Source organism: Acinetobacter sp. A47, assembly GCF_000805455.1.
Taxonomy (GTDB): Bacteria; Pseudomonadota; Gammaproteobacteria; order Pseudomonadales; family Moraxellaceae; genus Acinetobacter.
The window spans coordinates 1-478 of the sequence record NZ_JSUS01000022.1; the positions used below are offsets into that span (position 1 = coordinate 1).

Below are 478 nucleotides of genomic sequence, written 5' to 3' on the forward strand. Positions count from 1 at the left end.
TCCATCTCCAGTTAATAGTAGTTTTACTAATATTGGAGAAATTGAAAATAAAGGTATTGAAGCAATTTTGACAGTTCGTCCATTTAATAAAGGAGACTTTAGATGGTCATTAACAGCAAATGCTTCTTATAATAAATCAGAAGTAGGTAAAATGTTAGATCCAGATGCCAGATATTTAGCAGGAGGTATGAAAGCTATACAAGAAGGACGTGAGTTTGGAGAATACTATACTTACGGATGGGCAGGTGTTGATAAAGCAACTGGAGCAGGACTTTATTGGACTGATGAAACAAAAACAGCTACAACAACTAATAGAACAGAAGCTGAACAATTCTTTCAGGGTTCTACTCCTTTTCCTAAATGGATGGCAGGTTTAAGAACAGATATGTCTTGGAAAGGATTAACTTTGAGTGCTTTCTTCTCAGGAGCATTTGATTATCAGGTATTTGATTCTTGGCAAAGTTATGCATTATCAGAT

Annotated in this window: 1 protein-coding gene; it reads left to right on the forward strand. The window is 35.1% G+C overall.

The genetic code is table 11. The features are described 5' to 3' along the window. The coding region (locus OC23_RS19140) for a hypothetical protein (protein WP_038343374.1) at positions 1-478 on the forward strand (478 nt) is incomplete at both ends.